Source organism: Kribbella sp. NPDC003557 (assembly GCF_040610805.1).
GTDB lineage: Bacteria > Actinomycetota > Actinomycetes > Propionibacteriales > Kribbellaceae > Kribbella.
The window spans coordinates 754,051-779,656 of sequence record NZ_JBEXMY010000002.1 but is presented as its reverse complement, the minus strand read 5'-3'; the positions used below and the strand labels follow the sequence as shown (position 1 = coordinate 779,656).

Genomic DNA, 25,606 nt, shown 5'->3' with positions numbered 1-25,606 from the left:
CTGGTTCTCCTTGTGGAGTCGGACGGAAGTGCCGGAGGGCAGTCGTGTAGGACTCGCCGGTCTTCGCGGCGCGGGCACGGACCCGCTGCTTGAGATTCCTGTGCGCTGTCATCTGGCCTTCCACGCACTCGCACGCGATCCCCCAGCGATCCCGTCGAGGCGGCTGACCAGGACGAGCGGCCCGAGACAGGAAGTCCCTTTGCCTTCTCGCTGTGACCGAGCTGGGGCCGGTCGACGAAGGTGAGGCGCGGGCCGCGCCGGACCCACATCCTTCCCGACCCCGGCGGCCGGCGTCAATGAGACCCGCCGGTCGGTCGATGACGCCTGCCGGTCCGTCGATGAGGGCTGCCGGTCTCCGTCGATGAGGGCGCCGGTCAGCGGCGGGCGACGTCGTCGGCCGCGTCCATCGCGACGCCGATCAGCTCCGGGTCCAGCTCCACGACGGCGTTCCCGTCGTCGTCCAGCTGTCCGCGCTCGGTGATCGAGAGCCCGATCAACGCGAGCGCGCCGGCGCGGTAGCGACGCACCCGGTCCGCGGGGTGCTCCGGATCGGGTACGGCGCCCGTCTCGTCCCGGCGCCAGGCGGCGACCGCGCGCTCGGCGAGGGCAGCGGGCACGGTCACGCGGATCGCGGGCAGCCGGGCCGCGCGGAACGTCGTACCGATGAGACCCAGCACAAGTGCGTCGTCGGAGTACACGGTTCTGGATCGTAGCCACCCCGGGCGGCATAAAGTCGGACCCGGGCGCGGTTGTCTTCCGGAGTACGCGCAGACGACGTTGGGAGCAGAGGGTGAGCATTCGGGTCGGGTACAAGGCTTCGGCGGAGCAGTTCGGGCCGCGGGATCTGGTGGAGTACTCCGTGCGGGCCGAGGAACTCGGGCTCGACAGTGTGACCGTGTCGGACCACTTCCTGCCGTGGCGGCACGAGGGCGGTCACGCGCCGTTCGCGCTGGCCTGGCTGGCGGCTGTCGGCGAGCGGACCAACCGGGTGCTGCTCGGTACGTCGGTGCTGACGCCGACGTTCCGCTACAACCCGGCGGTGATCGCGCAGGCGTTCGCGACCCTCGGCGTGCTGTACCCGGGGCGGGTCATGCTCGGCGTCGGCAGCGGCGAGGCGCTGAACGAGATCGCGGTGTCGGGCATGGAGTGGCCCGAGTTCAAGGAGCGGTTCGCCCGGCTCCGGGAGTCCGTGCAGCTGATCCGCGACCTGTGGACCAAGGACGGCGTCAGCTCCGAGGGGCCGTACTACAAGACCGTCGACGCGTTCATCTACGACCGCCCCGAGACCCCGCTGAAGGTGTACGTCGCCGCGGGCGGCCCGCTGGTCGCGCGGTACGCCGGGCGCGCCGGAGACGGGTTCATCGCGACGTCCGGCAAGGGCATGGACCTGTACACCGAGCAGCTGATGCCCGCCGTCCGCGAGGGCGCCGAGAAGGCCGGGAAGAAGCTCGAGGACGTCGACCGGATGCTCGAGGTCAAGATCTCCTACGACCGCGACCCGGCGCAGGCGCTGGAGAACACCCGGTTCTGGGCCCCGCTGTCGCTCACCGCCGAGCAGAAGCACAGCGTGACCAGCGCGACCGAGATGGAGCGGCTCGCCGACGAGCTGCCGATCGAGCAGGTCGCGAAGCGGTGGATCGTGGCGTCCGACCCGGAGGAGGCCGTGAAGCAGCTCCAGCCGTACGCCGACGCCGGGTTCAACCACTTCGTCGTCCACGGTCCGGGGAACGACCAGGAGCGTTTCCTCACCCAGTTCACCGAGGATGTCCTTCCGCTGCTGCGCAAACTGGGCTGACAATCGCTGGGTGGGTGACTACGAGATCGTCCAGGACAACGACCCGCGGTGCGCCGAGCTCGAAGCAGCCGGGTACCGCGTGGTCGCCGAGTCGTGGGCGGTGCGGCTGTTCGACCCCGACCGTGAGCTGCTCGAGTCCGCCGTACGCCGGGCGACGGCCGGTGGACTCACGATCCGCGAACTCGGGGCCGAGTCCGCGGCGGATCTCCACGCGCTGGAGAAGTCCAACGAGGTGGACTACCCGTACACGCCGGCCACGCACCGAGTGGTCGGGGAGCTCGCCGACACCCGGGCACTCTGGCCGGAGCACCGCGCGTTCGGCGCCTTCGACGGGAACCGGCTGGTCGGCGCGACGGTCATCCGGGAGAAGGACGGGTTCGGCGACACGCGGTTCACGTCGGTGCTCGCCACGCACCGGCGGCGTGGGGTAGCCCAGGCGGTCAAGGCGGCGTCGATCCTCGCCTTCCTCGACATCGGCATCACCCGCTTCAGCACCGGCGGAGCCGCCGCCAACCAGGCCAGCCTCCAGGCCAACCAGTCCCTGGGCTACAAACTCACCGAACACTGGCGCACGTACGCACCGTGAGATAAGCCGGGGAGTACAGCCGACCCACGGAGCAGTAAAGCCGACCCACGCGTGCTACGCCGGCGCCTACTTCGTCGCTGCGCTCCTCAGCGCACCTGCTCCGCGCGCTCCCACCCACCCCCGGCTTAGCGCCGTGCATTGTTTCCGGCTGGCGCCGGGATCTTCCGGCTTGCGCCGGGGTGTGCCGGGCTGGCGCCCGGGCTTCCGGCTTGCGCCAGTGGGGTGCGGGCTGGCGCCCGCGGGCTGCTCGCTGCGCTCGCGGGTGACTGCTAGGCGGGGCAGGTACTCGCTCATCAACTGAGGCGAGGCTGTGGGGTTGTGGTGAGGGTTGGGCGTGAGGGCTTGGGCGTGACGGGGCGGAGCATGAGCGGCTGGGTGTGACGGGCTGGGCGTGACGGGGCCGAGCGTGAGCGGCTGGGGCGTGAAGGGGCTGGGTGTGACGGCGGAGCATGAGCGGCTGGGTGCGACGGGCTGGATGTGACAGGGCCGAGCGTGAGTGGCTGGGCGTGAAGGGGCTGGGTGTGACGGCGGAGCATGAGCGGTTGGGCGTGAGGGCTGAGTGTGACGGGGCTGAGCTTGAGTGGCTGGGCGTGAAGGGCTGGGTTGCCGGCTGCGGCTTGCTCGGGGCGACCGCGGGTGAGAGCACGCCCGGCGCCTGAACCGTTGACACTCCGATGGCGCCCGCCCCGGCTGGGTGTGCTGCGCGGGCGTGGTTGGGCCTGTGGCACTAGCATCTCGGGATGCCTCTGCTTGTGGGATCGGTTTTGGGTCGGGGGACTTTGCGGGATGTGGCTCAGCCTCGGTTGGCGGTGCGGGGTGGGTTGTTGTTGCGGCCTTGGCAGGGGCGGGATGCCGGTGCTGTGCGGACGGCGTTCGGGTGTCCGGAGATTCAGCGGTGGCATGTTCGGCGGCTCGACACGCTCGGGGAGGCCGAGGAGTGGGTCGGGCAGTGGGCTGATCACTGGGATGCCGAGACGGGGGCCAGTTGGGCGGTTGTCGGCGGGGATGACGAGCCGCTCGGGCAGGTCGGGTTGCGGGAGGTCTCGCTGACGCAAGGGTCGGCAGCCCTGTCGTACTGGGTAACACCCACGGCTCGGGGCCGGGGTGTCGCGGCCGGAGCGGTCGACTCGCTGTCGGCCTGGGCATTCGGGCAGGCGGGATTCAACCGGCTCAACATCCACCACTCCACCGAGAACACCGCGTCCTGCAGGGTCGCGGGGAACGCCGGGTACCAGCTCGAAGGGACTCTGCGGCAGGCGATCATGCACGCGGACGGCTGGCACGACTGGCACCTGCACGGGCGGCTACGTACCGACAGCTGAGCCCGGACCCCGGCCTACCCGGGTGAGCCTGCTCCGGTGCGCCGGCGTCCGGCGGAGTCGTACCGTCGGGGAATGCGGACACCTCAGCGGTACCTGCGTGGTGAGTTGGTCGTCGTGGTCGACGTGGCGGATCTGGAGCGGGCGGCGGAGTTCTGGGCCGCTGTGCTCGGTTATGTGCGGGCCGGGGAGTCGGAGGTGTACCTCAGCCTGGTGCCGGCGGACGGGGTCGGCGTCGAGGTGTTGCTGCAGAAGGTTTCCGACCGGAAGCTCGGCAAGAACCGGCTGCACCTGGATCTGCGGACACGTGACCTGGATGCCGAGGTCACCCGGGTACGGAACCTGGGCGCTCGCCTGATGACCGAGGAGCCGGTCGTCGAGGCGGGGTGGGTCTGGCACGTGCTGGCCGACCCCGACGACAACGAGTTCTGCGTCCTGCAGCCGCCGGCCAACTAACGCCCAGCTTCAGTGCAGGTCTTCGGAGAGGGACTTGGCGGCTTGGGTGAGAAGCGGGATGGCCCGTTCCACCAAGGGCTCGGTCATGCGCCCGGCAGGACCGGAGATCGAGATGGCCAAGGGCGAGGGAGCATCGGGGACGGCCACGGCGACGCAGCGGACACCGACCTCCTGTTCGCCTTCGTCCATCGCGTAGCCGGTGTCGGCGGCGTGGTGGAGTTGCTGGGTGAAGGCGTCGGGGGACGTGATGGTGTTGTCGGTGTGCTGCGGCATGCCGGTGCGGTGCAGGAGCTCGCGGACCTCGGCGTCGGAGTACTGCGCGAGGATCGCCTTGCCGACCGCGGTGCAGTGCGGGAGCACGCGCCGGCCGACCTCGGTGAACATCCGCATCGAGTGCCGCGACGGGACCTGCGCCAGGTACACGATCTGGTCGCCGTCGAGCATCGCCATGTTCGCGGACTCGCCGAGCTCGTCGACGAGCCGCGCGAGATGCGGCCGGGCGAACACACTCAGCATGTGCGACGAACTCTCCCCGAGCCGGATCAGCTTCGGTCCGAGCACGTACTGCCGCGACGGCTCCTGGCGCAGGTAGCCGAGGTCGACCAGGGTGCGCACCAGCCGGTGGATCGTCGGCAGCGGCAGCCCGGAGGCCGTGGCCAGCTGCGACAGGCCCATCATCCCGCCCGCGTCGGCCATCGTCTCGAGCAGCCCGAAGGCGCGCTCGATCGACTGCACGCTGCCGGTGCGGCCCTTGCCGTTCGTCTCCGCCATAGCCCCTACCTTTCCGGATCACGGAAGTTTAGCGCCAGATCCCGGAAGGTCGCATGCTTGTGTCTTCCGCAGAGTAGATATTAGTCTCCACAATACGGAAAAGGAGGCTGTAGTGAGCCTGGATGACCTGGTAACCGAACTCGACCGCCGCCTGGCCGCCGCCGATGCGGCGCTGGCCGCCGACTACCGCGGTGATCGCGGCGTCCGGCAGCCGATCCACACCGTGTACGTGCCGGCCGATCGGTACGACGCCCGCACGGTGGACGACTGGGGTGCGCAGGCGCGCGCGGCCCTCGACGAGTACGCCGCCTCGGCCGCGGACCTCGCGAAGATCCTCTCGGCGGACGTGACCTACGACGTGTACGAGCGCGTCCTGGCGAAGCTCGAGCGCGAGCCGATCGAGGACCTCCGGATCGACTTCGAGGACGGCTACGGCAACCGGCCGGACGACGAGGAGGATGCTGCCGCGATCGCCGCCGCCCGAACGCTCGCGACAGCCAAGCACACTCCGTACGCCGGGTTGCGGGTCAAATCGTTGGAGGCGCCAACCAGGCGGCGCGGTGTCCGGACGCTCGACCTGTTCCTCCAGCATCTCGGGGCGATCGACGACGGCTTCGTCGTCACGCTCCCGAAGGTGACCTCGGTCGAGCAGGTCGAGGCGTTCGTGCTCGTCCTGGAGACGCTCGAACGCAAGCACCGCACACCGCCGGTGAAGTTCGAGATCCAGGTCGAGACCCCGCAGGCGATCCTCGGTGCGGACGGGACGGCGCTGGTCGCCCGGATGATCAAGGCCGGCGGCGAGCGCGTCACCGGGCTGCACTACGGCACCTACGACTACTCCGCCTCGCTCGGCGTCGCGGCGGCGTACCAGAGCATGGAACACCCCGTCGCCGACCACGCCAAGGACGTGATGCAGCTCGCTGCGGCCGGCACCGGGGTCTTCGTGTCCGACGGCTCGACCAACGTCCTGCCGGTCGGCAACGCGGTCCACGATGCGTGGCGGCTGCATTTCCGGCTGGTACGGCGTTCGCTCGCGCGCGGCATCTACCAGGGCTGGGACATGCACCCAGCTCAGCTCCCGACCCGCTTCGCAGCGACGTACCTCTTCTACCGGGAGGGGTACGACCAGGCCGCGCAACGCCTGCGGGCGTACCTGGGTGACGGCGAGTCGGGCTACCTCGACGAGCCCGCGACCGCCGCCGCGCTGGCCGGGTTCGTGCTTCGCGGCGTCGAGTGCGGTGCGATCGAGACGACCGAGTTCGACACCACAGTCCTGGCTCGACTCGCCCGCCGGCCGGTGTCCGAGGACTAGCCTCGGCAGCATGCGACTGGTTGCGGAGTTCACCACGGAACCGTTCGACGTGGACGGTTCGCCGCCCGCGCACGCCACCGAGGCGTTGCGCGCGGCGGAGGAGGCCGGGCTCGACTGCGAGTTCGGCCCGCTCGGGACGCAGGTCAGCGGTGAACAGCACCTGCTGCTGCCTGCCCTCCCGAAAGTGCTCGAGGCGGCGTTCGCCGGCGGCGCGAGCCAGGTGACCTTGCAGGTCCGGCGCGATGCCTGAGCAGCACCCGCTGGTGCAGGCGATCGCACCGCTCGTCGAGCGGCTGAACGCACAGCTCATCGACCCTGATGATGCCCACGGCGACGACGTGACGCTCGCCTGGGACGGCGAGCCGGTCGTCGCCGTCCGCCTGCCGCCCAAGGAAATCCCCGGAAAGACCGCCGGAAAGGGTTCCGGCAGGACGGCCGAGAGGTCGATCGACGGGGGCGTGCAGAGCCTGCTGGCCGACGTCTCGGCGGAGCTGGGCGGTCCGCTGCGCGACCTGTCCCGGCACGACAAGCAGCAGGCCGTGCTGCTGCTGGAGGCGCGGGGTGCGTTCGAGTACCGGAAATCGGCCGAGATCGTCGCCGAGGCGCTCGGCGTCACGCGCTTCACCGTCTACAACTACCTCAACCGCGCCCGCTGATTTCAACAAACTGTTGACGCACGGCCTGAGCAATGCCACTCTCGTCATACGGAAAGTCGATTTCGGGATTCGAGAAGGTGTGATCCGTGGACCTGCAGGAGTTCAACTCCGCTCCGGCCGACCGGCTCCGGCCGGCGCTCGCGGCCTGCTGTGACGTGCCCCGCTGGGTCGACGCGATCCTGGCCAAGCGGCCGTACGGCGATCGCGCCGCGCTCACCGCGGTCGCGGACCAGTCGCTCCGGGAGCTCGACGACAACGAGGTCGATCGCGCGCTCCAGGCGCACCCGCGGATCGGTGACCGTCCGCAGGGCGCCGGGACCGAGGCCAACTGGTCGCGGAACGAGCAGTCCGGCGTCGGCGAGGACCCGGCGGTCCGGCAAGAACTTGCTGAGGGCAACCGTCAGTACGAGGACCGGTTCGGCCGGGTGTTCCTGATCTGCGCCACCGGGCTGTCCGCGGCGCAGATACTGGACAGCCTGCGGACGCGGCTCACGCACGACGACGCGACCGAGGCGACCGTCGTCCACGAGGAGCTGCGCAAGATCGCACTGCTCCGGTTGAGCAAGGTGGTGGAGGCATGAGTTCGCTGAGCACGCACGTCCTGGACACCGCGCTCGGCCGGCCGGCGCAGAACGTCGACGTCCGGCTCTACCGGGGCGACGTTCTCGAGGCCACCGGTACGACGGACGCCGACGGCCGGATCGCCGAGCTGCGGCCCGCGCTGGAGCAGGGCACGTACCGGCTCTGGTTCGACGTCGCGGCGTACGCGAAGGCCACCGGCCAGGACATCTTCTTTCCCGAGGTCTCCGTGACCTTCACGGTCGCCGACGAGCGGCACTACCACGTCCCGTTGCTGCTCAGCCCGTTCGCGTTTTCCACCTACCGAGGGAGCTGACCTCCGATGGCCATCCACCTGGGCGCCAACCAGTACGGCAAAGCCGAGAACCGCGTCGTCCGCGTCTACCGCGACACGCCCCGCCACACGATCCGCGACCTGAACGTGTCGACCTCGCTGCGCGGCAACTTCGAGGCCGCGCACACGACCGGCGACCAGAGCGACGTCCTGCCGACCGACACGCAGAAGAACACCGCGTTCGCCTTCGCCAAGGAGAAGGGCGTCGGGGCGATCGAGGACTACGCGCTGACGCTCGGCGCCCACTTCCTGGACGCCTCGCCGGAGGCGGAGGGCGCGCGGATCGAGGTCGAGGAGTACGCCTGGGAACGCATCGACGACCACGACCACGCGTTCGTCCGGGCCGGCACCGGCGTCCGGAACACGGTCGTCAACGTCGAGGGCCGGGGTGCGCAGCGCAAGACGTACGTCGTCTCCGGGATCAGCGATCTCGTCGTCCTGAAGTCGACCGGGTCGGAGTTCCACGGGTTCCTGAAGGACAAGTACACGACCCTGCAGGAAACCGACGACCGGATCCTGGCGACGTCGCTGGTCGCGCGCTGGCGGTACGACGCCAGTCCGACCGGGGATGGCTCCATCGACTGGGACAAGTCGTACGACGGCATCAAGAGGCTGCTGCTCGAGCGGTTCGCGAACATCCACAGCCTGGCCCTGCAGCAGACGCTCTACGGCATGGGTTCCGCGGTGCTGGAGGCGCATCCGGAAGTTGCCGAGATCAAGTTCTCGGCGCCGAACAAGCACCACTTCCTGGTCGACCTGTCGCCGTTCGGCGTCGAGAACCCCGGCGAGGTGTTCATCGCCGCGGACCGCCCGTACGGCCTGATCGAGGCCTCGGTGACCCGCGACGACGCCGGCGACGCCGGGTCCGCCTGGCTTGCGACACCGGGATTCTGCTGACCATGGCGAGCAGGATCGTGATCGAGGGCGCCTACGTGGCGACTCTCGATCCGGCCCGGCGCGAGTTCACCGGGCATGTTGTTGCCGAGGGCAATCGCCTGGTCGCGGTCGGGCCCGGCCCCGCGCCGGCGTACGACGACGCCCGTGTCGTGGACGGGCGGGGCTGCCTGGTCACGCCGGGGTTCGTCAACACGCATCAGCACCTGTACCAGTGGGTGACGCGCGGGCTCGCCGCGGACGCGACGCTCTTCGAGTGGCTGACGACGCTGTACCCGGTCTGGGCGCGATTCTCCGAGGAGACCGTGTACGTCGCGGCGCGGGCGGCGCTCGCCCAGCTCGCGCGCACCGGCTGCACGACCGTGGCCGACCACCACTACGTGTTCCCGCGCGACGGCGGCGACCCGCTCGCGGCGGAGATCGCGGCGGCCGGGGAGATCGGGCTGCGGTTCCATCCTGCGCGCGGGTCGATGGACCGCGGCCAGAAGGACGGCGGGCTGCCGCCCGATTCCGTGGTCGAGGACCGCGACGAGATCCTCGCCGCGACCGAGGCCGCGATCGACCGGTGGCACGACCCGTCGCCTGACTCGATGCTGCAGCTCGTAGTGGCGCCGTGCTCGCCGTTCAGCGTCAGCGGGGAACTGATGCGGGAGTCGGCGGAGCTGGCGCGGCGGCGCAGGGTGCGGTTGCACACCCATCTCGCCGAGACGACCGACGAGACGGACTGGTGCCGGGAGACGTTCAGCTGCACGCCTCTCGAGTACGCCGACCGGCTCGGGTGGACCGGACCGGACGTGTGGTTCGCGCACGGCATCCACTTCGACGACGCGGAGATCAAGCACCTCGGCGGAACGGGTACGGGCGTCGCCCACTGCCCCAGCTCGAACGCCCGCCTCGGCGCCGGCATCGCGCGTACGGCGGACCTGCGCGCCGCCGGAGCACCCGTCGGACTCGGCGTGGACGGTGCCGCCAGCAACGAATCCGGCAGCCTGGTGGAGGAGCTGCGACACGCGCTCCTGTTCGCCCGCGCCCGCGGCGGCCCGCAGGCGCTGACCGTCCGCGCCGCGCTGGAGATGGCCACCCTCGACGGCGCCCGCATCCTCGGCCGCTCCGCCGACATCGGCTCGCTGGAGCCCGGCAAACTCGCCGACCTCGCCGTCTGGAACCTCACCACCCTCCCGCACGCCGGCATCCCCGACCCCGTCGCCGCCCTGGCCCTCTCCACACCCCCGCCGCTCACCCTCCTCCTCGCCAACGGCCGCCCCGTCGTCGAACACGACGCACTCCTCACCGCCGACGAGCCCACCCTCGCCGCCGAAGTCGCCCGAACCCAGGCCAGTCTGCTGAGCTGAGCACCCCCGCTGGGGACCTTGGACAAGCCATGCGCTGTCCAAGGTCCCGCGCGGTTGTCCACAGATCCGGGATTGCCCGGCTGGCGGAGGGCGGGAGCGGTGCATGTTCTCCGGGTGTGAACAGGAGATTGGAAGTGATTGCGGCCGGTCGGGGCGGGTGGTTCACGCGTGCCGACGTCCTCGCGGCCGGGTACAGCGACAGCGAGCTGCGGCGACGGGTTCGGAGTGGCCAGTGGCTGAGGATGAGCTACAACTCGTACGTCGAACCCCGCGGCGTGCCGGCCGACGAACCGTCGTGGGAACGCGCGCTCCGCCTGCACCGGCTCAATATCCGGATGGCGCTCGAGCGGCTCGGGGACGTCGTGGTCAGCCATCAGTCGGCCACAGTGCTGCACGGGCTGCCGCAGTGGGGCACCGATCTGGCGAAGGCGCACTTCACCCGGCCCGCCGCGGGGCGAGATCGCACCGGTCGGACCGTGCGAGTGCATCGGTCGCCGGTTGCGGATGACGAGGTCGTTGCCGTCGAGGGTCTCCCGGTGACGAGCGTCGAGCGCGCGATCGTCGAGACGACGTGCACCACGTCGTACGAGGTTGGCGTGGTGCTGAGCGACGCCGCGCTACGCCTCGGGTCGACGACTCCGAATCAGCTCGCCGCCGCCGTACTGCGTCACCGTCACTGGCCCGGCTCTCCGGCCGCGCGAGCCGCCGTACGTTTCGCGGACGGGTTGAGCGAGTCCGTCGGTGAGTCGCGCCTCCGGGTCCTGATGGCCAACCACGGGCTGCCCGCGCCGGAGCTGCAGGTGGAGATCCGGGGTAACCGCGGCGGCCTGATAGGACGCGTCGACTTCCTGCTGTCGGGCCACCTGATCGTGGAGTTCGACGGGGCGATGAAGTACGGCGGCAGCGCAGACGCCGTACTCGCGGAGAAATGGCGAGAGGACCGGCTACGCGAGGCCGGGTACGGCGTCGTCCGGGTCGGCTGGGCGGATCTCGACCGCCCGCAGCTGACCGCAGACCGGCTCAGGCGCGGCTTGCTCCGACAGGCCAACGGGACCTTGGACAAGCAATTGCTTGTGGGAGGTCGCCGATCGGGGGTGTAGGTCGGGCGGCGCTCCCGGATCTAGGCTGAATTCGGGTAGAGGGGGCCGCGATGAAGCGCATCGGGGCGGTTGTGGTTTTGGCGGGGATGGTCGTGGCGGGGTGTGCGGCCTCGCCGACGAGTGCGGGAGCGGAGGCGACCGAAGCCCGGCTGCGGCAGATCGTGAGCACCACCGAGGAGCCGGTCTACTGGCTCGGGACCGAGTTCCACGGATGGCCGCTCGACGACTCGTTCATCGCCAAGGACGGGACCGAGGTGGAGGGCGACACCTCGCTGGACCCGGGCGAGGAGCTGACCGTCCTGTACGGCGCCTACTGCGTCGACAACTCCTGCCTGTGGCATGCCGAGGTGGGGATCCAGGACGTCCCGATCGGCGAGAACGTCGTCGGGTGCTCGCGACTCGCCCCGCTCCACGGCGTACCGACCGTGCTGATGGCCGGCGAAGCGGTGATCCTCTTCACCGCGGACGTCGCGATCCGCGTGGGGACGTCCGCCATCGACCCGGAGGTGGCCGAGCAGGGCGCCGCCGTACTGCGCCGATTCGGCGCCTCCGCCCCAGTGGGCACGCTGCCACCTCCGCCGGCGGCGAAGGTGAAGCTGATCGACAAGGCGTGCGGCGAGCACCCGGGCGACCACGGGCCGGAACTGTTCGAGGGGGAGAACACGGCTGCCGTCGGACTCCCCGACTTCGCCGTGCCGCGCCTCGGTGGCGGACAGGTGCGCTGGGCCGACTACGGCACGCGGCCGGTCGTCGTGGTCGCCGGCGACATCGCGCAGGTCGCGCCGGCGGTACGGCGGCTCGCGGAGCTGACCTCGGGCGGAACCGCCCCGCCGGTGATCGGGCTGGCCTGGGACGTGATGGGCGACAAGGAGCACCCCGCGCCGAGTGTGGAGATCGAACGCCGGGCGGGCGGTCCGCTGCCCGTCCCGGTCGGCTATCCGGCGACGTACCCAGCTGTCTGGCTGAGCGATGCCGCCGGCATCTTTCCGACCGACGACGGCGTCATCGGCTTGTTCAACGGCAGCAGTACGCCGGTGCGCCTGCTGCCGTCGGACGCTTCCGACTCCGACCTCCGCGCGGCGCTCGAGGCGATCCGCTAGAGCTGTCAGTGGTGCAGCAGTTCCCCGTTGATCCAGACGGCCTGGACGTCGGCGGGGGTGCCCAGGGTGAAGATGCGGGCGAGGGCTTCCTCGGTGTCCTCGGCGTGGGTGATGGCGACGGCCAGGGGTGAGCCTTCCGCGGGGCGGAGGAGTTGGGCGTCGAAGTGCTGGCCGACCGAGAGGTGACCGACGTGAGGAAGGTCCAGCGCGTCGGCGCCGGCCGTGGTGGCGAGGTAGAGCAGGTGGGCTGCCGTGAGCGGCCGGCCCTGGTCGCCTTGGAGTTGCTGGCAGAAGTACGCCTGCAGTCCCTCCTTCAGCAGCGAGAACCCGGTACCGGCACCGACATCCGATCCGAGCGCCACCCGGACCCCGAACTGCAGGTGCCGGGTCAGTGGGAACAGCCCACTGCCGAGCGCAGCGTTGCTGGTCGGGCAGTGCGCGACGGTCGCGCCGCTGGTGGCCAGCGTCTTGAGCTCGACGTCGGTCGGGTGCACGTTGTGCGCGAGCACCGTACGGCGGTCCACCAGGCCGTGCCGGTCGTACGTCGTCACGTAGTCGCAGCCCTCGAACAGGTCGGCGACCGACGCGATCTCGGCCTCGTTCTCGTTCACGTGCGAGGTGAACAGCGCGCCGGGGATCGCCTCCATCAGCTCCCGGCAGGTCGCGAGCAGCTCGTCGGTGCACGACAGCGAGAAGCGCGGCGTGACGGCGTACCGGTTGCGGCCGACGCCGTGCCAGCGGTTCGCGAGCGCGAGCGACTCGGCGTACGCGCGGACCGGAGTGGTGAGCAGCTCCGGTCGCAGCAGCCTGTCGCTCAGCACCAGGCCGCTCGTGATCCGCAGGCCGACCTTGGACGCGGAGTCGAAGAGGGCGTCGACGGCGTCGGCGTAGTGCGCGCCGAAGACGAGTGCCGACGTCGTACCGGCGGCCGCGAGCCCGCGGACGAACTCGTTCGCGACACCCGTCGCGTAGCCGACGTCGGCCATCCGCGCCTCCTCGGGCAGCGCGTACCGGTCGAGCCACTCGAGCAGCGGCAGCCCCAGCCCGCCGACCGCGCGGATCTGCGGGAAGTGCACGTGGGTGTCGACGAATCCGGGCAGCACGACGCCGTCGCGCAGGTCCACAACCTGCTCGGCGGGGTGCGCCTGCCGGACCTCCGTGAACGGGCCCCGGGCAACGATCACGCCGTCCTCGACCAGCAGCCCCGCGTCGGCGGCGACCCGCAGGCCGGCGCCGTCGAACGGGTTCTCCGGCGTGTCGATGAACGTGCCACGATAAAGAGTCATGCCTGTGCCTCACGCTGAGCCGGCGCGGGGCGACGCACGGCAGGATGGGCCGACGCGGGATGCCGCTCGGCGGTGTCGGGCCGGGTGGATCGCCCGGCGGATCGGGGCGGTGCGGGCGGCCGTTCGGCCGCGAACCGCTGCAGGAGCCAGGCAGCGACGCTGACCGCGATCACGGCCGGCTCCTTGCCGGGCAGATCGGGCAGGCCGATCGGGGTGGTGATCCGGGCGATCGTCTCGGGCGGGTTGCCGTCCTCGGCGAGCTTGCGCTGGAACCGGGTCCACTTCGCGCTGGAGCCGATCAGGCCGATCGTCGCGAGGTCCTCCTTGCGGATCGCGGCGTCGCACAGCGCCGCGTCCTCGGCGTGGTCGTGGGTCATGATCACCGCGTGGGTACCGGGCGGGAGCTCGCCGACGACCAGCTCCGGCAGCACCGGGACGTTGTGGACATGGACGTTCGCGACCGCGTCGTCCAGCACGGCCAGTCGATCGGTCGTCAGCTGGTCGGCCCGCGAGTCGATCAGGTGCAGCTCGAGATCGTGCCGCGCGAGGATCCGTGCGAGCTCCAGGCCGACGTGCCCGACGCCGAAGACGGCTACCGACGGGACGACGGGCAACGGCTCCAGCAACAACTTCACCTCTCCGCCGCAACACTGCACTCCGTGCTGGTACGGCGCCTTGTCGGACAACGCGGCCGTCAGCACCTCCGGGGTCGTCACGCCGTCGGCGATCATCTCCCGCGAACGCTCGACCGCGAGTGCCTCCAGGTTCCCGCCGCCGACCGTCGACCAGACGTTGTCAGCAGCAACAACCATCTTCGCGCCGGCTTCGCGCGGAGCGTGCCCGCGCACGGACAGCACAGTGACGAGTACGCCCGGCTGCCGTCCGGACCGCAGCCGCTGAACGGCTTTCACCCACTCCATGACACACCTCCCCGAGCCCGCTCGACCGCCCAGTACACGGCCTCGGGTGTGGCCGGCGACGGGAGGTCCACGCTGGTGCCGGCCGGGCCGAAGGCGGCGGCTGCTTGGCGCAGGGCCTCGCGAACCGAGAACGCCAGCATCAGCGGCGGTTCACCGACCGCCTTGGAGCCGTAGACCGCGCCTTCCTCGTGGGCCTTCTCCAGGAGCGTGACGTTGAAGACCTCGGGCATCTCCGAGAAGCTCGGGAGCTTGTACGTGCTCGCGGCCTGCGTGGACAGCCGCCCACGCCGGTCGCCGGAGCTCTCGTCCCAGCGGAGGTCCTCCAGCGTCAGCCAGCCGGCGCCCTGCACGAAACCGCCCTCGATCTGGCCGATGTCGATCAGCGGACTGAGGCTGTCGCCGACGTCGTGGACGATGTCGACGCGGCGCAGTGTGTACGCGCCGCTGAACCCGTCGACCTCCACCTCGGCCGCCGCGACGCCGTACGCGAAGTACTTGAACGGCTCGCCGCGCATCGCGTTCGCGTCCCAGTGCAGCCCTTCGGTCCGGTAGAAGCCGGCCGCCCACAGCTGCACACGCTGGTGGTACGCGAGGTTGACCAGCTCGTTCCAGTCCACGCCGTCCCCGGACAGTCCACGGACGACGCCGTCGACGAACCGTACGTCGTGGGGGCTGATCCCGAGCTTCCCGCCGGCCACCTGCGCCAGCCGCTCGCGGATCTGCTCGCACGCGTTCTTGATCGCCGCGCCGTTCAGGTCAGCACCCGAGGACGCCGCGGTCGCCGACGTGTTCGGCACCTTGTCGGTCCGCGTCGGAGCGAGCCGTACCCGCGCCAGCGGCAATCCCAGCGTGGTCGCGGCCACCTGCAGCATCTTCGTGTGCAGGCCCTGACCCATCTCGGTGCCGCCGTGGTTGATCAGCACCGACCCGTCCTTGTAGACGTGCACCAGCGCGCCCGCCTGGTTGAACGCGGTCAGGTTGAACGAGATCCCGAACTTGACCGGCGTCATCGCGAGCCCGCGCTTCACGTGCGGGTGCGACGCGTTGAACGCCTCGATCTCCGCCTGCCGAGCGGCGACCTCGCCGTTGGACCGGACCTGGCTCCAGCACGACTCCAGCCGGTCCGCGTGGCGCACCGGCTGGCCGTACGGCGTGGAGTCGCCCGGCTGGTAGAAGTTCCGCTGCCGCAGCTCGGCCGCGTCGTACCCGAGCAGCGGCGCGCAGCGGCCGAGGATGTCCTCGATCACCAGCATCCCCTGCGGCCCGCCGAACCCGCGGAACGCGGTCTGCGACGTCTTGTTGGTCTTCGCGATCCGGCCGTCGACCCGGACGTGCGGGATCTCGTACGCGTTGTCGATGTGGCACATCGCCCGCGCCAGCACCGGCTCCGACAGGTCGAGGCTCCACCCGCCGTCGGCGGTCAGCGTCGCGTCCAGCGCGACCAGCTTGCCGTCGGCCCCGAACCCGGCCGTCCACGAGCTGTGGAACCCGTGCCGCTTCCCCGACATCGTCATGTCCTGCGTGCGGTTCAGCCGCAACCGCACCGGCCGGCCGGTCAGCGTCGCGCCCAGCGCGGCGATCGCGGCGAAGCCGTGCGGCTGCATCTCCTTGCCGCCGAAGCCGCCGCCCATCCGCAGGCACTGCACGGTCACCGAATGGCTGGCCAGCCCGAGCACGTGCGCGACGATTTCCTGCGTTTCCGACGGATGCTGCGTGCTCGACTGCACGAAGATCTGCCCGTACTCGTCGACCAGCGCCAGCGCCGCGTGCGTCTCGAGGTAGAAGTGCTCCTGACCGGCGAACTCGAACTCGCCACGGAACACGTGTTCCGCCCCGGCCAGCGCCTGCTCGACGTCGCCACGCTCCAGGTGCCGCCCGATGCCCTGGAAGCTCTCCGCCTCGATCGCCTCGCGAACCGTCACCAGCGACGGCAGCGGCTCGTACTCGACCTCGACCGCCAGCGCCCCGAGCCGAGCGGCCTCCAACGTCTCGCCGAGCACCCAGCAGACCGCCTGCCCGTTGAACATCACCTCACCCGGGAACAACGGTTCGTCGTGCTTGACGCCGGCGTCGTTCACCCCGGGCACGTCGTCTGCAGTGAGCACCCGCACCACGCCGGGTACGTCGTACGCCGGCTTCACCCGCAGTGCGGTGACGCGGGCGTGGGCGTGAGGCGACTGCACCGGCCACGCGTGCAGCACGTCGCGCGTGCGCATGACCAGGTCGTCCGTGTACAAGGCCGCGCCGGTCACGTGCAGCGCGGCGCTCTCATGCGGCATCGGTGCGCCGACAACGGCGACGGCCGGCCGTTCTGACAGCGAGCTCATGCGCCGACCTCCTGTTCGGTGAAGTAGAAGCGCAGCAAGGACTGGCCGAGCATCGCGGAGCGGTACGACGAGCTCGCGCGGTGATCGTCCATCGGCGTACCTTCCGCCGCCATCACCGCCGCGACGGTCCGCACGGTCTCCTCGGTCCATGGCCGGCCGATCAGCGCGGCCTCCGTCTCGCGGGCGCGCAGCGGGGTCGCCGCGACCCCGCCGAGGCCGATCTTCGCGTCCCGTACGACGCCGTCGGCCACGTCGACGGCGTACCCGATCGCGACGCTCGAGATGTCGTCGAACCGGCGCTTGGCGATCTTGTGGAACGCGGTCATCGGTGCCAAGGGCAACGGAACGACGATCGTCCTGATCAGCTCGTCCGCAGCCTTCACGGTCTGCCGGTAGCCGGTGAAGTAGTCGGCCAGCAGAACGACCCGCTCACCCCGGCCGGATGCCAGGACCAGGGACGCATCCAGCGCCAGGAGTGCGGGTGGGGTGTCGCCGATCGGTGATCCGGTCCCGAGGTTCCCGCCGATCGTCGCGCCGTTGCGGATCAGCCGCGAGGCGAACTGCGGAATCATCTGCGCCAGCAGCGGCACCCGCCCCGCCAGGCGGCGCTCGATCTCGGTCAGCGTCAGCGCCGCACCCAACCTGACCTCGCCGTCCCCGAAGCTGAACTCGCGGAGCTCCTCCAGCCGGTCGATCGCGACGGTCAGCGGCGGGCGGTCGCCGAAGATGTTCACCTGCACGCCGAGATCGGTCGAACCGGCAACCACCACCGCGTCCTCGCGATCCCCGAGCACCGCCAGCGCTTCGTCCAGCGAGGTGGGGCGGACGAACTCGCCCTCCGGCGACGTCATCCCGGTTGCCGCCGGAGCCGGCGGCGCCGAGCCACACCGCACGGCGAGCGCGTCCTCCGAACCCGGTTCACCCAGCGCGTAGGCGGCGTCGCGGATCGGCCGGTAGCCGGTGCACCGGCACAAGTTCCCGCTCAACGCATGCAGGTCGAAGCCATTCGGCCCATGCTCATGGTCCCCACCAACCCCGGCGCCGCCGGGCAACTCACTCCCACGCCCGGCCCCGCCGGCCACCTCGTGGACGCCGGCCTCCGGCGTGCGGCCGGGGCGGTAGTACTCGGCTGCCATGCTGCAGATGAAGCCCGGTGTGCAGAAGCCGCACTGGGAACCGCCCCGGACTGCCATTTCCTGCTGGACCGGGTGGAGTTCGGACGGGGTGCCCAAGCCCTCGGACGTGATCAGCTCCTGGCCGTCCAGCGATGCGATCGGCAACAGGCACGCGTTGACGGCGGTCCACTCGGTCTGTGAATCGGTGCCGGGGCGGGCGACGAGGACGGAGCAGGCTCCGCACTCGCCTTCCGCGCACCCCTCCTTGGCGCCGGTCAGGCCGCGATCGCGCAGCCAGTCCAGGACCGTCGTGTGCACGGGGACGTCGCCGATCGCGGTGGGCTCGCCGTTCACCGTCAGGGCGGCGGCGCGCAGGGCTTGGGTAGTCATCGGTTGGTGCTCCATCGGGTGCGGGCGCTGTGGATCGGGTTCGCGTCGGAGACGAAGTCGTCGAACCGGTAGCCGGCGATCTTCGCGATCTCGAGCAGGGCGGCGGCGTGCTCCTGGTTCTCGCAGTTCCCCAGCCGGTCGCGGCCCTGCTCGACGATCCGCTCGTACGACTCGGCGTCGCGCACCGAGATCACCAGCGGGAACCCGAACCGGTCCTCGTACGCCGAGGTGATCGCGGTCAGCTCGTCCCGCTCAGGGTCGCCGAGGAAGGTCAGGCCCTTGTCGGACTGGTCCCGCAGCGACGCCTCGCCGCTGAGGCCGTCGGCGACGAACTGCGAGCCGAGCCGCGGGTACGCCTGGATCAGTTCCCGCTGCTCGTCGCGGGACCCGGAGAACAACGCCTCCTGGAACGAGCGCCGCAGCGCGTGCGTGTCGGCGTACGGCCGCATCTCCCAGGCCCGCTCGACCGCCCAGCGCGGGCCCTGGAACAGGCCGCCGAACGTCTCGACGAACTCCTCACGGGTCATCTCGTTGACCTGGTCGAGCCGGACCGTGTCACCTGGTTGCCCCGCCACCGCCGGGCCGAAGTTCTTGCCGACGTGGTGGAACAGGATGTTCAGGCCGATCGCGGTCAGGCTGCCGAGCGTGATGCCGCTGCCGAAGATGATCTCGGCCCAGTTCGGAACGGCCTGCGCGACCTGCGGCTGCGCGGTCACGTACATCGCCAGGCCGACGCTGGTCGCGACGATCACGACGTTGCGGTGGTCGTGGAAGTCGACCTTCGCGAGCGTCTGGAACCCGACCACGGCCACGGTCGCGAACATCGCCAGCGCCGCGCCGCCGAGCACCGGATGCGGTACGCCGGCCACCACCGCACCGGCCTTCGGCACCAGGCCGATCAGGATCATGATCGCGCCCGCCGCCGCGACCACCCAGCGACTGCGGACCCGGGTCAGCCGGACCAGACCGACGTTCTCCGCGAAGCACGTGTAGGGGAAGGAGTTGAAGACGCCGCCGATCGTGGTGGCCAGGCCGTCGGCCCGCAGCGCCCGGGCGATGTCCTCGCGGCCGACCCGCTTCTCGACGATCTCGCCGGTCGCGAACACGTCACCGGTGGTCTCCACCGCGGTGATCAGCATGACGACGACCATCGAGATGATCGCCGCGACCGAGAACTTCGGCCAGCCGAAGTAGAACGGCGTGGTCACCCCGGCCCAGGCGGCCTCACCGACGGCGCCGAAGTGTGCGTCCCCGAACGCCCACGCCACCAGGGTCCCGACGACCAGGCCGATCAGGACGGCGATCGTTGCCATGAAGCCCTTGAAGACTCGCTGGATCAGCACGATCAGCGCCAGGGTGCCGAGCGCGTACGCCATGTTCTTGCCGCTCGTCGGCGCGGCGGTCGGGCCGGCGCCGCCGACCGCGTCCCCGGCGGCCACCGGCAGCAGCGCCAGACCGATGATCGTGATCACCGAGCCGGTCACGACCGGCGGGAAGAACCGGATCAGCCGGCTGAAGTACGGCGCGATGAAGAAGGTGGCCAGTCCCGCGACCAGGACGGCGCCGTAGATCACCAGCAGCCCGTCGGTGCCGCCGCCCGCCGCGAGACCGATCGCGATCATCGGCGAGACCGCGGTGAACGTGACGCCCTGCAGGAGCGGCAGCCGGACACCGACCTTCCAGAAGCCGACCGACTGGATGATCGACGCGATACCGCAGGTGAACAGGTCCGCGTTGATCAGGTGGATGAGCTGCTCGGTGCTGAGCCCGATCGCACTGGCGAGCAGGATCGGTACGATCACCGCCCCGGCGTAGAACGCCAGTACGTGCTGAGCGCCGTACACCGCGAGCTTCGCAGGTGGGAGCACCTGGTCGACGGGGTGGCGGTTGGTATGGCGGCTCGGTCGCAGGACTGCCTTCATCGGGGACACGCTCCTCGGCTACTTGGGGCGGTGCGGGGATTTGACCTGCACCTGAGCATCGGCTCACCGAGGGGTGGATTGCACCCGGTGAACCTCCGAAGATGAACGGCCGGAGAACGGTCCGTTTTGTGTGATCACACAACTACAGTGATTTCAGCGCGAGGAACACGTCCACCCGGTCCTCGAGGGTCGACAGATCGCGTCCGGTCAGTTGCTCAACGCGTTCGATCCGGTAGCGAACGGTGTTGACGTGCAGGTGCAGCGACTCCGCCGTCCGCGTCCAGGAGCACGAGCAGGCGAGGAAGGCCTGCAGCGTCGTCAGCAGGTCGGCGTGGGTCCGGCGGTCGTGGTCGAGGACCGCTCCGAGGACGCGGTGGCTGTACGTACGCCGGACGTCGTCGGGCAGCGTGGCGAGCAGCAGGACGTGCGAGGCGACCTCGTCCGAGGTGACGACCGACACGGGCGCGCGCGAGGCGCGGGCCGCCCGCTGTGCGAACCGGGCCTCCTCGAGCGCGCCGGCGAGCGCGTCGACCGCCGTCTCGCCGCTGATCCCGACCGCGAGGCGCGCACGATTCAGGCCCGGGGCGAGGCGGCCGAAGGCTTGTCGCAGATGCTCCGGGAGGCCCGGCGCGAAGGGCAGGAATCCGACGAGCAGCCCGTCCCGTCCGGGGGCGACGACGGCCGGGCCGACCGTCAGCGCGACATCCTCCAGCACGCTCAGGGCGATCTCGCTCGGGCCGTCGTCGCGGAGCTCGGCGACCGCCACGACCATCGGCCGCTCGGAGTGGGCCCCGGCCTGCCGCAGTCGCGCGGCGACCTCGGTCAGCGGGGCGCCGGACTCGACCAGGGCCAGCGCGTCCGCCACCAAGGGACGCAGCGCCCGGCGCCCTTCGTCGCGGCGTGCGCGGTCCAGGGCGGCGATCGCGCACAGTTCGTGCACCGCCTCGACGTGATCGCCGGACCAGTCGTTGTGGTCGCCCTCGATCACCAGCACCCACGCGGTCAGCCGGTTGCCGAGCCCCGAACCGACCGGGAACAGGCTGTACGACGCGTCGATCGTCTGCGCCACGGCCGGTGTCCGGTCCGCGGTCAGGAACTTGCGGGTGACCGCGTCGACCGCGGTCGCGTCGAGCTCGCCCGGCCCGGGGACGACGTGCCGCCCGGTCGGGGTCAGCACCCGGCAGTCGTGCCCGATCTCGGCCGAGATCCGCGCCGCCAGCTCGTCGAGGCTGCGCCCGGCGGCGATCGACGACAGCAGCTGTCGCTGGCGCACCAGGCTCGCCGACAACCGCGCGCCGGTCTCGGCCGATCCCGCCGCCGCGACGTACTCCGTCACGTCCGCGAACGCGATCTCGATCGGCACCTCGATCAGCGTCACGTCGTGCCGCCGGCACGCCTCCACGAGGTCCGCCGGTACGTCGCCCAGCTGCGCCTTCCCGGCCAGGATCGTGGTCGCCCCGCGGCCGGCCATCGAGGCCACGAACACCTCGCTGTCGGCGGCCTGCCGGCGCCAGACCAGCCCGGTCAGCACGACCTCGCCACCGCTCAGGTACCGGCCGGGTTCGAGCAGGTCGGTGGTCACCAGCCGCCCCATCGGCCGGTCCAGCATCCCGCCGCCGGAGTGCAGCAACCGCAGCCCCAGCTCCGGCGCGTCCAGCAACTCCGCCAGCAACACGACACACCTCCCGTTTAGAGGAAAGTACAACGCGCGCGCCCGCGTACGACAGCCCCTCGCCGATCGGCCCGACCGCTCCGGACGCTTGACGCTCTCTCGATCCCGCGCTTATGGTCATTTCGCAGAACAGAAATCAAGTTCCACAATGCGGAAATTGGAGTCGGGATGAGTCACCAGCTGCAGTACACGGTGAACTGTTCTTTGCTCTTCACCGAGTTGCCTCTGCTCGAGCGGCCGGCGGCCGCGCGCCGGGCCGGGTTCAGCGCGGTGGAGTTCTGGTGGCCGTTCGTCGAGGCCGTCCCGCCGGACCGGCAGGTCGACGCGTTCGTCAGCGCGGTCACCGATGCCGGCGTGCGGCTGACCGGCCTCAACTTCTTCGCCGGCGACATGCCGGGCGGCGACCGCGGCCTGGTGTCCTGGCCGAAGCGGTCCGGCGAGTTCCGCGACAACATCGACGTCACGGTCGGTATCGGCGAGCGGCTCGGCGCCCAGGGCTTCAACGCCTTGTACGGCAACCGTGTCGAGGGCAGCACGGAGCAGGAGCAGGACGACATCGCCGTCGAGAACCTCGCGCTGGCCGCCAAGGCCGCCGCGCGGATCGGCGCCACGGTCCTCGTCGAGCCGGTCAGCGGCGCGGAGCGGTACCCGCTCAAGGTCGCAGCCGACGCGCTGGACGTGATCGACCGCGTCCAGGCGGCGTACGACGTACCGAACGTCGGACTGCTCGCGGACCTGTACCACCTCGCGGTCAACGGCGACGACGCCGACCGGGTGATCGCCGAGCACACCGGCCGGATCGCCCACGTCCAGATCGCCGACCACCCGGGTCGCAACGAGCCCGGCACCGGCACCCTCCCGCTCGACCACCAGCTGACCGCCCTGGAGGCGCACGGCTACACCGGCCTGGTCGGGCTCGAGTACAAGCCGTCCACCACCTCAGACGCAAGCTTCGGCTGGCTGCCGTTCGAGCGCCGCTGATCCACCCTCGCCTCCGCTTCTTTCCTTCCTTTTTCTTTTCCTTCATTCCTCGCCGGCCACGTAATTCCAGGAGCACGACATGACCAACATCGCCTTCATCGGCCTCGGCATCATGGGCAACCCGATGGCCGTCCACCTCGCCAACGCCGGACACACCGTCGCCGGCCTGGACCGGACGCCGGAGCGCGCCGAGGCGCTGGTCGCCGCCGGCGGCCGCGCCGCGACCTCGCTCGCCGACGCGGTCAAGGGCGCCGACGTGATCTGCGTGATGGTGCCCGACTCGCCCGACGTCCAGGACGTGCTCGAGGGTGAGGACGGCGTCTTCCAGCTGGCCGAGACCGGCACGCTGATCATCGACTTCTCCAGCATCCGGCCCGACGTCACGCAACAGCTCGCCGAGCAGGCGCGGGCGAACGGCTTCCGGCTGCTCGACGCCCCGGTGTCCGGCGGCGAGGCGGGCGCCAAGAACGCCGCGCTGTCGATCATGGTCGGCGGCGCCGCGGACGACTTCGCCGCGGCCAAGCCGCTGTTCGACGTCGTCGGCAAGACCGTCGTCCACGTCGGCCCGAGCGGGTCCGGTCAGACGGTCAAGGCCGCCAACCAGCTGATCGTCGCCGCGAACATCCAGGCCGTCTCCGAGGCCGTCGTCTTCCTGGAGGCGTACGGCGTCGACATCAAGGCCGCACTCGACGTCCTGGGCGGCGGGCTGGCCGGTTCCACCGTGCTCAACCAGAAGAAGGAGAACATGCTGTCGCGCTCCTTCGAGCCCGGGTTCCGGATCGACCTGCACCACAAGGACATGGGCATCGTCACCGCGGCCGCCCGCGAGGCAGGGGTCGTCGTACCGCTCGGCGCGCTGGTGGCGCAGCTGGTCGCGTCGGCCCGCGCGAACGGCGACGGCGGCCTCGACCACTCCGCGCTGCTCCGCGGCGTCGAGCGCCTGTCCGGGAAGGCCGTCTGATGGCCCGGATGCGCGCGGTGGACGCCGCGGTCCTGATTCTGGAGAAGGAAGGTTCCACGCAGGCGTTCGGGCTCCCCGGTGCCGCGATCAACCCCTTCTACTCTGCGATCAGGAAGCATGGCGGGATCAAGCACGTGCTCGCCCGCCACGTCGAGGCCGCGTCGCACATGGCCGAGGGGTACACCCGGGCCCGCGCGGGCACCATCGGCGTCTGCATCGGTACGTCGGGACCCGCCGGCACCGACATGATCACCGGGCTGTACTCCGCCTCCGCGGACTCGATCCCGATCCTGTGCATCACCGGCCAGGCGCCGGTCGCGAAGCTGCACAAGGAGGACTTCCAGGCCGTCGACATCGCCTCGATCGCCAAGCCGGTCGCGAAGTGGGCGGTCACCGTGATGGAGGCCGCGCAGGTCCCGGGCACCTTCCAGAAGGCGTTCCAGGTGATGCGCGAAGGACGGCCCGGTCCGGTGCTGATCGACCTGCCGCTGGACGTGCAGCTCGCCGAGATCGACTTCGACGTCGACACCTACGAGCCGCTTCCGGTCTCGCGTCCGGCGGCCACCCGCGCGCAGGCGGAGAAGGTGCTGTCCTTCCTCGCCGCTGCCGAGCGGCCGCTGATCGTGGCCGGCGGCGGGATCATCAACGCCGACGCGGCCGAGCTGCTGGTTTCGTTCGCGGAGATCACCGGGATTCCGGTGGTGCCGACGCTGATGGGCTGGGGTGCGATCGCGGACGACCACCCGCTGAGCGCGGGCATGGTCGGGCTGCAGACCTCGCACCGGTACGGGAACGCGACGATGCTGGCCTCCGACGTGGTCCTGGGCATCGGCAACCGGTGGGCGAACCGGCACACCGGCGGGCTGGATGTGTATCGGGGCTCGCGGAAGTTCATTCACGTCGACATCGAGCCGACGCAGATCGGGCGGGTGTTCGCGCCGGACTACGGGGTCGTGTCGGACGCCCGCGCCGCGCTGGAGGTGTTCGTCGAGGCGGCGCGCGAGTGGGCCGCCGACGGCAGGCTGCCGGACCGTACGGCGTGGGCCGCGGAGTGCCGCGAGCGCCGGACGACGCTGCAGCGCAAGACGCACTTCGACGCGGTGCCGATCAAGCCGCAGCGCGTGTACGAGGAGATGAACCGGGCGTTCGGGCCGGACGTGCGGTACGTGAGCACGATCGGGCTGTCGCAGATCCAGGCGGCGCAGATGCTGCACGTGTACCGTCCGCGGCACTGGATCAACGCCGGCCAGGCCGGTCCGCTCGGCTGGACCGTCCCGGCGACGCTCGGGGTGGCGGTCGCGGATCCGGACAGCACGGTGGTCGCGCTGTCGGGCGACTACGACTTCCAGTTCCTGATCGAGGAGCTCGCGGTCGGTGCGCAGTTCAACATCCCGTACATCCACGTGGTGGTGAACAACTCGTACCTCGGGCTGATCCGGCAGGCGCAGCGTGGGTTCGACATGGACTACTGCGTGCAGCTGTCGTTCGAGAACATCAACAGCCCGGAGGTCAACGGGTACGGCGTCGACCATGTGAAGGTCGTCGAAGGCCTCGGTTGCAAGGCGTTGCGGGTGTCGGAGCCGGACGGGATCCTGCCGGCGCTGGAGCAGGCCAAGAAGCTGATGGTCGAGCACCAGGTCCCGATCGTCGTCGAGGTCATCCTGGAGCGGGTCACGAACGTGTCGATGGGTGTCGAGATCGACAACGTCGTCGAGTTCGAGGACCTGGCGATCTCACCCGAGGACGCACCGACGGCCCTCGCGTTGCTGGACTGACCA

24 protein-coding genes are annotated in these 25,606 nt (G+C 70.5%); 16 read left to right on the top strand and 8 right to left on the bottom strand.

Going from position 1 to position 25,606, the window contains the following annotated elements:
• Positions 1-374: 374 nt before the first annotated feature.
• Complete coding sequence (locus ABZW60_RS09605) at positions 375-698, bottom strand: hypothetical protein (RefSeq protein WP_355475309.1); 324 nt, start codon at positions 696-698, stop codon at positions 375-377.
• Positions 699-790: 92 nt separating this feature from the next.
• Between ABZW60_RS09605 and fgd the strand changes: the two genes are divergently transcribed.
• The 4 genes from fgd (at position 791) to ABZW60_RS09585 (ending at position 4,156) form a co-directional block, all read left to right on the top strand.
• Complete coding sequence (gene fgd / locus ABZW60_RS09600) at positions 791-1,795, top strand: glucose-6-phosphate dehydrogenase (coenzyme-F420) (RefSeq protein ID WP_355475308.1); 1,005 nt, start codon at positions 791-793, stop codon at positions 1,793-1,795.
• A 10-nt stretch (positions 1,796-1,805) separates the two neighbouring features.
• Positions 1,806-2,381 carry a GNAT family protein gene (locus ABZW60_RS09595; RefSeq protein ID WP_355475307.1) on the top strand — a complete coding sequence of 192 codons (576 nt, stop codon included), beginning with the start codon at positions 1,806-1,808 and terminating at the stop codon, positions 2,379-2,381.
• A gap of 740 nt (positions 2,382-3,121) precedes the next feature.
• Entirely contained in the window at positions 3,122-3,703 is a 582-nt protein-coding gene (locus ABZW60_RS09590) for a GNAT family N-acetyltransferase (protein WP_355475306.1), read from the top strand.
• A gap of 72 nt (positions 3,704-3,775) precedes the next feature.
• Positions 3,776-4,156 carry a VOC family protein gene (locus ABZW60_RS09585; RefSeq protein WP_355475305.1) on the top strand — a complete coding sequence of 127 codons (381 nt, stop codon included), beginning with the start codon at positions 3,776-3,778 and terminating at the stop codon, positions 4,154-4,156.
• Positions 4,157-4,165: 9 nt separating this feature from the next.
• Here the strand turns inward: ABZW60_RS09585 and ABZW60_RS09580 are convergent, their stop codons facing one another.
• The gene (locus ABZW60_RS09580) at positions 4,166-4,927 is read right to left on the bottom strand and encodes an IclR family transcriptional regulator (protein ID WP_355475304.1); all 762 of its coding nucleotides are present in this window, start codon (positions 4,925-4,927) and stop codon (positions 4,166-4,168) included.
• Between the two features lie 112 nt (positions 4,928-5,039).
• On the opposite strand from ABZW60_RS09580, the gene ABZW60_RS09575 reads away from it, so the two are divergent.
• From ABZW60_RS09575 to ABZW60_RS09535, 9 genes are all read left to right on the top strand, one after another.
• Positions 5,040-6,239: an aldolase/citrate lyase family protein gene (locus tag ABZW60_RS09575; RefSeq protein WP_355475303.1), complete on the top strand. Its 1,200-nt coding sequence runs from the start codon at positions 5,040-5,042 to the stop codon at positions 6,237-6,239.
• A gap of 10 nt (positions 6,240-6,249) precedes the next feature.
• Positions 6,250-6,489: a thiamine-binding protein gene (locus ABZW60_RS09570; protein WP_355475302.1), complete on the top strand. Its 240-nt coding sequence runs from the start codon at positions 6,250-6,252 to the stop codon at positions 6,487-6,489.
• Positions 6,482-6,895 carry a helix-turn-helix domain-containing protein gene (locus ABZW60_RS09565; protein WP_355475301.1) on the top strand — a complete coding sequence of 138 codons (414 nt, stop codon included), beginning with the start codon at positions 6,482-6,484 and terminating at the stop codon, positions 6,893-6,895. Before ABZW60_RS09570 ends, ABZW60_RS09565 begins: the two co-directional genes overlap by 8 nt.
• An 86-nt stretch (positions 6,896-6,981) precedes the next feature.
• Positions 6,982-7,476, top strand: coding sequence for a 2-oxo-4-hydroxy-4-carboxy-5-ureidoimidazoline decarboxylase (gene uraD / locus ABZW60_RS09560; RefSeq protein ID WP_355475300.1), 495 nt, complete (start codon positions 6,982-6,984; stop codon positions 7,474-7,476).
• Entirely contained in the window at positions 7,473-7,790 is a 318-nt protein-coding gene (uraH, locus tag ABZW60_RS09555; RefSeq protein WP_355475299.1) for a hydroxyisourate hydrolase, read from the top strand. The genes uraD (ABZW60_RS09560) and uraH overlap by 4 nt, the downstream gene beginning before the upstream one ends.
• A gap of 6 nt (positions 7,791-7,796) precedes the next feature.
• Positions 7,797-8,705 (top strand): factor-independent urate hydroxylase, encoded by a 909-nt coding sequence (gene pucL / locus ABZW60_RS09550; RefSeq protein ID WP_355475298.1) that lies wholly within the window; start codon positions 7,797-7,799, stop codon positions 8,703-8,705.
• Between the two features lie 2 nt (positions 8,706-8,707).
• Entirely contained in the window at positions 8,708-10,054 is a 1,347-nt protein-coding gene (locus ABZW60_RS09545; RefSeq protein WP_355475297.1) for an 8-oxoguanine deaminase, read from the top strand.
• A 134-nt stretch (positions 10,055-10,188) separates the two neighbouring features.
• Positions 10,189-11,154: a type IV toxin-antitoxin system AbiEi family antitoxin domain-containing protein gene (locus ABZW60_RS09540; protein WP_355475296.1), complete on the top strand. Its 966-nt coding sequence runs from the start codon at positions 10,189-10,191 to the stop codon at positions 11,152-11,154.
• Positions 11,155-11,204: 50 nt separating this feature from the next.
• Entirely contained in the window at positions 11,205-12,254 is a 1,050-nt protein-coding gene (locus ABZW60_RS09535) for a hypothetical protein (protein ID WP_355475295.1), read from the top strand.
• A gap of 5 nt (positions 12,255-12,259) precedes the next feature.
• On the opposite strand, the gene guaD is transcribed toward ABZW60_RS09535, so the two are convergent.
• The 6 genes from guaD to ABZW60_RS09505 all read right to left on the bottom strand — a co-directional run bounded on the left by guaD (position 12,260) and on the right by ABZW60_RS09505 (position 21,889).
• Positions 12,260-13,540 (bottom strand): guanine deaminase, encoded by a 1,281-nt coding sequence (gene guaD / locus ABZW60_RS09530; protein WP_355475294.1) that lies wholly within the window; start codon positions 13,538-13,540, stop codon positions 12,260-12,262.
• Complete coding sequence (gene xdhC, locus ABZW60_RS09525; RefSeq protein ID WP_355475293.1) at positions 13,537-14,460, bottom strand: xanthine dehydrogenase accessory protein XdhC; 924 nt, start codon at positions 14,458-14,460, stop codon at positions 13,537-13,539. The genes guaD and xdhC overlap by 4 nt, the downstream gene beginning before the upstream one ends.
• The gene (gene xdhB, locus ABZW60_RS09520; protein WP_355475292.1) at positions 14,448-16,787 is read right to left on the bottom strand and encodes a xanthine dehydrogenase molybdopterin binding subunit; all 2,340 of its coding nucleotides are present in this window, start codon (positions 16,785-16,787) and stop codon (positions 14,448-14,450) included. The genes xdhC and xdhB overlap by 13 nt, the downstream gene beginning before the upstream one ends.
• The gene (locus ABZW60_RS09515; RefSeq protein ID WP_355475291.1) at positions 16,784-18,292 is read right to left on the bottom strand and encodes an FAD binding domain-containing protein; all 1,509 of its coding nucleotides are present in this window, start codon (positions 18,290-18,292) and stop codon (positions 16,784-16,786) included. Before ABZW60_RS09515 ends, xdhB begins: the two co-directional genes overlap by 4 nt.
• Positions 18,289-20,214, bottom strand: a complete 1,926-nt coding sequence (gene uraD, locus ABZW60_RS09510; RefSeq protein WP_355475290.1) for a 2-oxo-4-hydroxy-4-carboxy-5-ureidoimidazoline decarboxylase — start codon at positions 20,212-20,214, stop codon at positions 18,289-18,291. Before uraD (ABZW60_RS09510) ends, ABZW60_RS09515 begins: the two co-directional genes overlap by 4 nt.
• Before the next feature lie 142 nt (positions 20,215-20,356).
• Positions 20,357-21,889 (bottom strand): helix-turn-helix domain-containing protein, encoded by a 1,533-nt coding sequence (locus tag ABZW60_RS09505; protein WP_355475289.1) that lies wholly within the window; start codon positions 21,887-21,889, stop codon positions 20,357-20,359.
• Between the two features lie 165 nt (positions 21,890-22,054).
• Between ABZW60_RS09505 and ABZW60_RS09500 the strand changes: the two genes are divergently transcribed.
• From ABZW60_RS09500 to gcl, 3 genes are all read left to right on the top strand, one after another.
• Positions 22,055-22,867 (top strand): TIM barrel protein, encoded by an 813-nt coding sequence (locus ABZW60_RS09500; protein ID WP_355475288.1) that lies wholly within the window; start codon positions 22,055-22,057, stop codon positions 22,865-22,867.
• A 79-nt stretch (positions 22,868-22,946) separates the two neighbouring features.
• A complete protein-coding gene (locus ABZW60_RS09495; protein WP_355475287.1) occupies positions 22,947-23,828 on the top strand; it encodes a 2-hydroxy-3-oxopropionate reductase in 882 nt (293 codons plus the stop codon).
• Positions 23,828-25,603, top strand: a complete 1,776-nt coding sequence (gcl, locus tag ABZW60_RS09490) for a glyoxylate carboligase (RefSeq protein WP_355475286.1) — start codon at positions 23,828-23,830, stop codon at positions 25,601-25,603. The genes ABZW60_RS09495 and gcl overlap by 1 nt, the downstream gene beginning before the upstream one ends.
• Positions 25,604-25,606: the final 3 nt, after the last annotated feature.

Excerpts from the sequence above, each read along its gene's own strand:
- ABZW60_RS09500 (WP_355475288.1), top strand. The coding sequence starts at position 22,055 with ATGAGTCACCAGCTGCAGTACACGGTGAACTGTTCTTTGCTCTTCACC.
- ABZW60_RS09580 (WP_355475304.1), bottom strand. The coding sequence starts at position 4,927 with ATGGCGGAGACGAACGGCAAGGGCCGCACCGGCAGCGTGCAGTCGATC.
- gcl (WP_355475286.1), top strand. The coding sequence starts at position 23,828 with ATGGCCCGGATGCGCGCGGTGGACGCCGCGGTCCTGATTCTGGAGAAG.
- uraH (WP_355475299.1), top strand. The coding sequence starts at position 7,473 with ATGAGTTCGCTGAGCACGCACGTCCTGGACACCGCGCTCGGCCGGCCG.
- xdhB (WP_355475292.1), bottom strand. The coding sequence starts at position 16,787 with ATGAGCTCGCTGTCAGAACGGCCGGCCGTCGCCGTTGTCGGCGCACCG.
- ABZW60_RS09570 (WP_355475302.1), top strand. The coding sequence starts at position 6,250 with ATGCGACTGGTTGCGGAGTTCACCACGGAACCGTTCGACGTGGACGGT.
- ABZW60_RS09495 (WP_355475287.1), top strand. The coding sequence starts at position 22,947 with ATGACCAACATCGCCTTCATCGGCCTCGGCATCATGGGCAACCCGATG.
- guaD (WP_355475294.1), bottom strand. The coding sequence starts at position 13,540 with ATGACTCTTTATCGTGGCACGTTCATCGACACGCCGGAGAACCCGTTC.
- ABZW60_RS09590 (WP_355475306.1), top strand. The coding sequence starts at position 3,122 with ATGCCTCTGCTTGTGGGATCGGTTTTGGGTCGGGGGACTTTGCGGGAT.
- ABZW60_RS09545 (WP_355475297.1), top strand. The coding sequence starts at position 8,708 with ATGGCGAGCAGGATCGTGATCGAGGGCGCCTACGTGGCGACTCTCGAT.
- pucL (WP_355475298.1), top strand. The coding sequence starts at position 7,797 with ATGGCCATCCACCTGGGCGCCAACCAGTACGGCAAAGCCGAGAACCGC.
- xdhC (WP_355475293.1), bottom strand. The coding sequence starts at position 14,460 with ATGGAGTGGGTGAAAGCCGTTCAGCGGCTGCGGTCCGGACGGCAGCCG.
- ABZW60_RS09585 (WP_355475305.1), top strand. The coding sequence starts at position 3,776 with ATGCGGACACCTCAGCGGTACCTGCGTGGTGAGTTGGTCGTCGTGGTC.
- uraD (WP_355475290.1), bottom strand. The coding sequence starts at position 20,214 with ATGAAGGCAGTCCTGCGACCGAGCCGCCATACCAACCGCCACCCCGTC.
- ABZW60_RS09515 (WP_355475291.1), bottom strand. The coding sequence starts at position 18,292 with ATGACTACCCAAGCCCTGCGCGCCGCCGCCCTGACGGTGAACGGCGAG.
- ABZW60_RS09565 (WP_355475301.1), top strand. The coding sequence starts at position 6,482 with ATGCCTGAGCAGCACCCGCTGGTGCAGGCGATCGCACCGCTCGTCGAG.
- ABZW60_RS09535 (WP_355475295.1), top strand. The coding sequence starts at position 11,205 with ATGAAGCGCATCGGGGCGGTTGTGGTTTTGGCGGGGATGGTCGTGGCG.